Source organism: Bifidobacterium sp. POST2/T3 (B1), from assembly GCF_058197115.1.
This window is the reverse complement of the sequence record NZ_JBVPQK010000127.1, coordinates 1-7088: the sequence shown is the minus strand read 5'-3', so window position 1 is coordinate 7088 and position 7088 is coordinate 1. Positions and strand designations below refer to the sequence as shown.

9 protein-coding genes and 1 pseudogene are annotated in these 7088 nt (G+C 56.3%); 3 read left to right on the top strand and 7 right to left on the bottom strand.

The window, feature by feature from the left end:
• Positions 1-462: 462 nt before the first annotated feature.
• Positions 463-834 (top strand): annotated as a pseudogene (locus tag AC0AP0_RS07120) (tyrosine-type recombinase/integrase); the annotation flags it as partial.
• A gap of 458 nt (positions 835-1292) precedes the next feature.
• Positions 1293-1814: a tyrosine-type recombinase/integrase gene (locus AC0AP0_RS07115; protein WP_490429894.1), complete on the top strand. Its 522-nt coding sequence runs from the start codon at positions 1293-1295 to the stop codon at positions 1812-1814.
• A 121-nt stretch (positions 1815-1935) separates the two neighbouring features.
• Here the strand turns inward: AC0AP0_RS07115 and AC0AP0_RS07110 are convergent, their stop codons facing one another.
• From AC0AP0_RS07110 to AC0AP0_RS07080, 7 genes are all read right to left on the bottom strand, one after another.
• Positions 1936-2748 (bottom strand): SMODS domain-containing nucleotidyltransferase, encoded by an 813-nt coding sequence (locus AC0AP0_RS07110; protein WP_490429893.1) that lies wholly within the window; start codon positions 2746-2748, stop codon positions 1936-1938.
• The gene (locus AC0AP0_RS07105) at positions 2723-3313 is read right to left on the bottom strand and encodes an SLATT domain-containing protein (RefSeq protein ID WP_490429892.1); all 591 of its coding nucleotides are present in this window, start codon (positions 3311-3313) and stop codon (positions 2723-2725) included. Before AC0AP0_RS07105 ends, AC0AP0_RS07110 begins: the two co-directional genes overlap by 26 nt.
• Positions 3314-3559: 246 nt before the next feature.
• The gene (locus tag AC0AP0_RS07100; protein ID WP_490429891.1) at positions 3560-3946 is read right to left on the bottom strand and encodes a hypothetical protein; all 387 of its coding nucleotides are present in this window, start codon (positions 3944-3946) and stop codon (positions 3560-3562) included.
• 40 nt (positions 3947-3986) lie between these two features.
• On the bottom strand, positions 3987-4184 hold the full coding sequence (locus AC0AP0_RS07095; RefSeq protein WP_490429890.1) for a hypothetical protein: 198 nt from the start codon (positions 4182-4184) through the stop codon (positions 3987-3989).
• Positions 4126-4440, bottom strand: coding sequence for a ParA family protein (locus AC0AP0_RS07090; RefSeq protein WP_490429889.1), 315 nt, complete (start codon positions 4438-4440; stop codon positions 4126-4128). The genes AC0AP0_RS07095 and AC0AP0_RS07090 overlap by 59 nt, the downstream gene beginning before the upstream one ends.
• A gap of 216 nt (positions 4441-4656) precedes the next feature.
• Positions 4657-4980, bottom strand: coding sequence for a WhiB family transcriptional regulator (locus AC0AP0_RS07085; protein ID WP_490429887.1), 324 nt, complete (start codon positions 4978-4980; stop codon positions 4657-4659).
• Positions 4981-5042: 62 nt separating this feature from the next.
• On the bottom strand, positions 5043-5210 hold the full coding sequence (locus AC0AP0_RS07080; protein ID WP_490429886.1) for a hypothetical protein: 168 nt from the start codon (positions 5208-5210) through the stop codon (positions 5043-5045).
• A 1558-nt stretch (positions 5211-6768) separates the two neighbouring features.
• On the opposite strand from AC0AP0_RS07080, the gene AC0AP0_RS07075 reads away from it, so the two are divergent.
• Complete coding sequence (locus AC0AP0_RS07075) at positions 6769-7074, top strand: helix-turn-helix domain-containing protein (protein WP_490429885.1); 306 nt, start codon at positions 6769-6771, stop codon at positions 7072-7074.
• Positions 7075-7088: the final 14 nt, after the last annotated feature.

Sequence of the window (7088 nt, the reverse complement as noted above, 5' to 3'; positions counted from 1 at the left end):
AAACCTCCTCCAATGTACATGTGCGGAAGCTAGTAGCGGGGGATACCCGTTGGCGATGCGCCAGAATATGGAAAGCCATAGGGTTGGGAAATGGTTGCGGAGAGCAAGGCCAAGTACTTCCTTATGCCTGAACCTTTAGGGTGCCCCGGATGCGATTCGAACGTTTCTGTTTTGCTAGTCAACGTTGGTTTTTCCTTCACCTCAAGCAGTCCATTGCGTTACAGCTTTATTATTAGGAATTCTATCCGTAGTCGAGATATTTGATATATCCGTCCAGGTTATTTGCTTTCATTTGATAAGAGTTTATTCAGAGGAGAGAAACCACGGAATGTGCGCGTTCTCAGCGTTTTCTCGGTAGGTGCACTTTTAGGTATACCCACCAAATAATTGACTCTTTTGCTATCTCGCGGTTCTCTCTTTCATGTCTTGTTCCGTAGAAGTGACGAGCATGAAAGGTGAGTTATGACCCGTACTCGCAGTACGTGGGGGAGTGTTTTTCCAAAGAAGGACAGGAACGGGCGAGTCACCGCCTGGCTTGCCAGGTATCCTAATCCACTTGATCACAGCAGGAAGGTCAGTAGGCAGTTCGGGCCGGAATACAGTACTGAAGCACATGCCTGGCTAGAACAAGAGCATTACCTGGTCATACTGCACAAGAAGGGAATACGAGCCTGGCAGCACCCATCAGAAAGAAACTCCAGGCAAACGAAGGGCGGGCAGGTGCTGTTCGAGGATTATCTGCAGGAGTGGTTGCGCCATCGGAAAAGGAACGGTAATTCCGATCTGCGTGGTTCAACGAAGAGGAGTCTGAAAGCGGACATATCCCACTTCCTGCCGTACTTCAAGGGCAGACCGATTGCGGGGATTACGACCGCTGACGTGCGGGCTTGGTATGAGTCCGACCACCCCGAGGGCCCTTGGGCGTTCTACGGGGCGTGCCAGGTGTTGCACTCAGTCCTGGAAGAGGCATCCAACTCTACCTACGGTCCAGCTCTGCTGGACAGCAACCCGTTCGTCCTGCCGATTAGGGAGCCTGCACCTTCCAAGCGACGTGAGCAGGAGCCGGTCACCCGGGAACAGGCCGGCAGGCTAGCCCGGGCCATGCCCGCGCGCACCAGGCTGAGCATCTGGTTGGGTCTCCTGGTGGGCGGACTAAGGATAGGGGAGGTGTGCGCTCTGCAGATCCGGGACATCGACCTGGACCACAGGCTTCTGCACGTGCGGCATTCGGTCTGCAGAGGGCGGACGACGTTGGCCCCTGCAGGCTCGGCCCGACGAAGACCCTCTCCAGTATGCGGACCGTACCTATCCCCGCTGGGCTCCTTCAGGCCATCCGCGACCACATCGACCGATACTGCGTCGACGAGCCGGAGGCCATGCTCTTTCCTGCCATCAAATCACCCGGTGGAATCATGTCGCCGACCACGCTTAGCCAGCAGTTCCGGAAGGCTCGTGTGAAGGCGGGCAGGCCGGACATCACCTTCCACTCGCTGCGCGCTACACATGCGACCATGCTCATGATTGAGGGCGGCACCCTGAGGGAGACCATGGACGAGCTCGGCCACATGTCGGAGAAAATTGCCGTCAGGCATTACCAGCGCATCGTGCCCAAACACCGGATCCAAGTCGTCGAGAACCTCTCATACGCCTACCTGCCCGTATCAGCCACATCCCTGGCCAGCCAGATAGAACAACTCAAGGAACAACGGGATAGACTGGACAGCAAAATACTGGAGCTTGAACAGATTCAAATAAGGCAGCGTGAGGAGGCAATCGAAACGCGGGGTCGTCTGCCCCGCGCCCTGGCGACCTAAATCAGGTCGATCATTTGCAGCCGCACGTCTTCAGGGGCAAACCAACGTGACCCAGAGACGTCTTTCCATGAACTGGTTCAGACTCGAAAGTGCGAGACAGGTATTTTCGAGCAATGCTTGTTTATTCGTCCGCCATCTTGTGGAGGACCTTGCCCAGGCACTCATTGCTGGATTCGATCTCGACCTGGTCGTTGCTGCCCGGCGCGTGAAGAGGTTTTGGGGAGATAGCCGATGTGTATTCCCAATTGTCGAGTAGGGCCTTCTCGTATGATCCCTTAGGAGTTCCGAGGGTGCCTGGGTTCGACCATCGCCAGGTTCCTATGGCCTTGTAGACGAAGGTGTCGATCACGATGCCATGCAGCGGATAGCTCTTGAAGTAAGTGTTATGCACGTAGCGCATATGTCTGCACGTGTCCACCAGCAGGTGGTTGGAATCGGCGTCCTTCTTTCTCATAGCTTCCTGTTCGACCTTCGGGTTGGTCGGCAGCCAGTTGCCTCCCATGTTCGAGTCCGGATAGATGTAGGTTGTTGGGCCGTACAGTGCTGGACGCTCGAAAGCAGGCAGAATCTCGAACCGCATACCATCGCTGAAGTTAATCTTGACCACCTGCCCGTCCGCTCTGATGTCGCTACGCGGGTATGGCGATTTGACGGCGTCTTTGACTGATTGCAGCAGGCGTGACTGTCCGTTGTTCCCGTACTGGTCATACCGTTCGTACTCGTCCTCTGGCAAGATCACCATGATGTCCAGGTCGCTGGTGTCGATGGCGGTCCCTCTTCCGTAGGAGCCGACGTAGAGACTGTGCGTCGTATCGCTGCTGCTGTCGTAGAACTCGGTGTTCACCGCCTTCGTGACGACCTTGTATCGGTCGGAAATCACACTCCTAGTGTTCTTGTCGATGCTGTGGTTATTCATGGTGACCAGTGAGCTCATCCTGGTTTCCTTTCCTTAGTAATGGGGGCAAGCCGTTGTCTATTTCTTTATTCGTGATGTTGTCGTCGTTTTCCACCTTTAAGGCGCGGCTAGCTCGCCGGACCGCTCTGTCGGTGGTCTGTGGTGCCTGGGCGTTAATGTTGTTGACGGACTCATTGAGCTGGGAAAACTCCTCTTCGAGCCGCTCAACGGGAACTGTCCGGAAACGGATTTTCATAAGCAGGTTTTGAAGCTGATCCTTCACCGCCAGATAATCGACGGCCGCCTTTCTGTGTGTTTTGATACGGTCCGGCAGGTCCAGCTCCTTGGAAAGCCAGATTATGGCTGTCGATACGAAGGACGCCAGTGTCGAAATCAGCTTCAGCCAAAACCGGTCCACGAATATGATCGAGAAAAGACCGACTGATGTCGCCGCGGAGAGTGCGACGTTGGTCAGGGTCATCGCCATTGAATAGTGGGCTTGGATGTCGGCCTGCTTTTCTTGGATCTTATGGGACCACATGACACGGCCGAAGACGTTGCGTACGCAATCCTCCAGAACGTCGTATTTGGCTTCTCCATCCATCCTGAGCATCCCTTTCCGCGACGGCATCGTCGCAATACGACATAATACAACCTGTCCTCTTTCTCTCACTTGAACTGCCGAATGCAAAATCGCAGTGGTGGTATCGAAAGGGCTCAGGAGCACACCATGGACTGGACTGCCGTGGCATCTTCCCAAACGGCCACAGCCGCCGCCGGGCTCGGGGCATGACCGTCCGAACCCTCCCACCCTTGCTGGGAGGGAATCAGCAGCGGCATCCCCTTTTCATCAGCGCCGACACCGACCGTTGTTGTCGCTGTGGACAGCCGTTGAATCACTGATGATTCCGGTCCCGTCACTTTCGGAGTAGTGCTCATGCCGCTCGGGCGTATCCGCCAAGGTCGGCATCAGGTGCGCATCCCGATCCTCCTCGGCCGCCTCCACCCAAGTGGGATGGTTGTTGTACAAGCAGATGCCCGACATGTGGATGCCGATGCCGCACAGGAGATCGGCGTTGATGGCGTTCGCCACATAACCGTTGGTGGCCGAAAGGTCGTCGCCCTGCGCCCAGGACACGAAAGCCGTCACCTCGAAAGGCCCGGCCACGAAATCCGGAGGAAGCTGATAACCCATCGACTCCATGAACACCGGGATGTCCTGCTTGTAGACGCTCAATGCGTCCTTCGGATCTTATGAGGTGTCATTCCAGCAAGTCTTAAGTCTTGTTCAGCTTCTCGAACAGCGGGATGACCTCCGGGCTGTCATCACTCGTGACGAGCTGTGCCAGACGGCCCGAATCATCCCGGAACATGTCGGGTTCCAGGAAATAGCAGATGATCGAATCCCTCAGCCGGTTATCCAGACTCATCATGCCCAGATCGGCCGCGTCGATGCCGGCCTGCGCGATCTGCATCTGCTCCGGCGGTGTCGGTGAGCACCCAGATGTCCGGACCACTTTGCGCGTCGACGTTGCGCATGTTGGCGGGCGCCACCACGAAGGGGGTACCAGCCCCGCTGGTCGTCTGCGCCCATTCGGTGGCGTCCCTGGACGGATCCAGGTCCTTCACCTCCACCTTCAGGCCCCTTTTGCACAGAGACAGGCCAGTCATGATAGTGGAGGTGGTCTTGGCCACCCCGCCCTTGTTATTGGCGAATGTGATCGTCGGCATGAGATATTCCCTTTCTTCCTTATTGAAGTCTGTCTCAGTCCTCGAAGAGCCCGGTTTGCGACAAGCTGCTCAGGCCGTCCCAGCCTGTCTCGCGGCGTCTGTGGAGTGCCCTCTTGCGGCTGGCCATCTTCCTGCTGGTCTCGATCGCGTCGGGATGAGCCTGGAGCCATTGCATGAAGTCGACATGAGGGTGCGCCGCTCCTCGTCCGCGAGCGGCTACCTGCCTTGTCCGGCCGTGGCCCCGATGCCCGGGCTTTGGGCGAGATGCGCGACGTAGCATCGTTCCGTGTCGTTCAGACCTCCCATGATGCCTACGTTCTTCATGCGCTGCACGACAGTCAGGGTCAGACACTTGTCCTTCATGGGGCACACCCCGCACAGGGCGCGTGCGGCGGCGTCTGGCCGCCTGTCCCTCAACGCCGACCTTGTGTCGTCGCTGCCCCACATGTAGTCCACAGGCGGGGATTGGACCATCGAGCAGGGCGCCGCCGTCGGTCGGCTCCACTCGCCCGTCTGCCTGGCTGCTTCACTGTCGGTCATCGGTCCTGCCTCCTTTCGATGCCATGGGTCTCCTGGTTGCGGGGATTCTGGTCTTACACCGGTCAGGAGCACGGATCCATGAGCCGGCCCGAGATGGAGTTGAACGCTGCGAAATGGTCACGGATGCGCTCTATCCCCTGATTCCCGTACACCTGGCATTTCCTCCCGTCGGCCACGCTCGTGACCATGTGGGGGCCATCGGTGGAGCCGGACCGTACTCGTTTGAGCACAGATGTCCCTTTCGGGTCGCCCTACATCTGCCGTGGGATGGCCGGCCAGTTCTTCTCTAGTGAGCGTGCCCCGGTCAGCACGGTCCGCCAGAACCTATCCTGTCGAGAACGGAACCCGTCGCTGGCGGGAGGAGGGGGGGTCGTGCACCATTTGACGATCGCGAGCACCGAGTCGACCCCGTGCTCCCAGACCAGCCGCGTCGCGGCTTCCGTGTCGCTGGGTCTAGGATTCATCTGGAGTCCCAGGGACATGCGCAGGCCTTCTGTCACACGGGTGGCGTCTCGTTCCACGTCCGGTTCCGAATCCTTTCGGGGGGGGGGACTTCCTCGTCAGGAAGAGGGGGGGGGGATGGTTTAAGTATTACTGGTTTTTCTGTCACCGGTGACAGGTCTAACCTTCAAGAGGCACTCTTGTGTCTCCTCGACCTGCTCAGCCGGCACACCCATATTCGGGTTCCAGACCACCGGACGGAACTGCGGCGGGATGACCTTGCCGTGCGCGTTCCTCATACCATGGACTGATCGCCTCTGGAGATGATGCTCCGGCCCTCCAGCCACGCCAGCTGCCGGCGCACCGTCGAATCGGAGATATGCAGCTCCATCCACCAGGGTTCTCCCGCTCGGCCGTGTATTACGCCCGTAGACGCACGCCCTGTCCGTGGTATTTCTGCCGACCGGAGCCTTCCTCAACGCTCAGGAAGTAGCCTGCCGGCTCATCTGCCATTCTCTCCGGCCGCCAACTGGCCGTCCGTGAGGCTGTGTTGAAGACACCGGCGTATGTCGGCAACGTTATACAGGGCAAGCCTCAACTCTAGGGAAAGGTCGAAACCCATGCTCCCGTCCGACGGGGCCGAGGCCAGATGCGACAATTCGGTCCTGGTCAGATCACGGCAGTAGTCAAGGATTTACCCTGGAGTTGAACGGGAGGGTGAACGACCCTGGAACGGATACGCGAGGATGTCCCCCCCCCCCTGTATCCGAAAGGTGTGTACCATGAGTATCTCGCGCTGAGAAAAGCGTGGAATTGCTAGAAGCGGGCATGTGAAATGCTCCTAATGTCAGGGTGTACCCTGGGTCTTGGCAGATTGGCCGAATGCACCAGTGGTAATTTTATTAACGGCTTCCTGTCTATTAAAGACGGGAAGCTGTTGATTATACCGATTGAAGGGTGTCTGATGTATCTCGGAAGCCGAGGACAAAATCCGCAGAGAGACCGAACACTCGTTCAAGGTGCGAAAATCCTTTGGTTGGCAGCTCACAGTTCCATTCACCTTTTTACTGACTGAGGAAGAAGAAAGATTCAGAATTCGGCCTAGCGCCCGGATGGGAATATGCTAATCGGCTAGCCAGCATGTCATGACAGACGATGTTTCGTTCATTTGTAGAATTTTATTCTACAAAACAGCGCTTAATTTTATGAAGCAAAAAATAGGCTCTACAATTGTTCAATAAAAATGAGATTGTCGAAAGAAATGATACGAGTGCTGTATAGAAGTCAACGCGAGAGATATTTGACGCAAAGCAGGTTGAAAATATCATTTCATTTAACGTTAAAATCTTGCTCATTGCCAGAGGAGAGACCCAAACAGGCCTTGCGAGTTATTTCGGATTGCAACGCTCAACGATTTCAGTGAAACTGAAAGGAAAGTCGGAATATTCTGTCCCTGATCTTGTCAATACGGCCAACTACCTCGGAACCACTCCAGCAGCTCTTTTAGATGACTCGATGATGAAGACAATGAGCAAAATGGGTACACTTCAAAGTTCGCAGAACAAAGGTGGAATCATGGAACCGCGATATTTCCTTATGCCTGAACCTTTAGGGTGCCCCGGATGCGATTCGAACGCACGACACCTTCTTTAGGAGAGAAGTGCTCT

What these genes read in the sequence shown, in the direction of transcription:
- AC0AP0_RS07115 (WP_490429894.1), top strand. Translation starts at nt 1,293, where the DNA reads ATGCGGACCGTACCTATCCCCGCTGGGCTCCTTCAGGCCATCCGCGAC.
- AC0AP0_RS07110 (WP_490429893.1), bottom strand. Translation starts at nt 2,748, where the DNA reads ATGAGCTCACTGGTCACCATGAATAACCACAGCATCGACAAGAACACT.
- AC0AP0_RS07105 (WP_490429892.1), bottom strand. Translation starts at nt 3,313, where the DNA reads ATGGATGGAGAAGCCAAATACGACGTTCTGGAGGATTGCGTACGCAAC.
- AC0AP0_RS07095 (WP_490429890.1), bottom strand. Translation starts at nt 4,184, where the DNA reads ATGCAGATCGCGCAGGCCGGCATCGACGCGGCCGATCTGGGCATGATG.
- AC0AP0_RS07090 (WP_490429889.1), bottom strand. Translation starts at nt 4,440, where the DNA reads ATGCCGACGATCACATTCGCCAATAACAAGGGCGGGGTGGCCAAGACC.
- AC0AP0_RS07085 (WP_490429887.1), bottom strand. Translation starts at nt 4,980, where the DNA reads ATGACCGACAGTGAAGCAGCCAGGCAGACGGGCGAGTGGAGCCGACCG.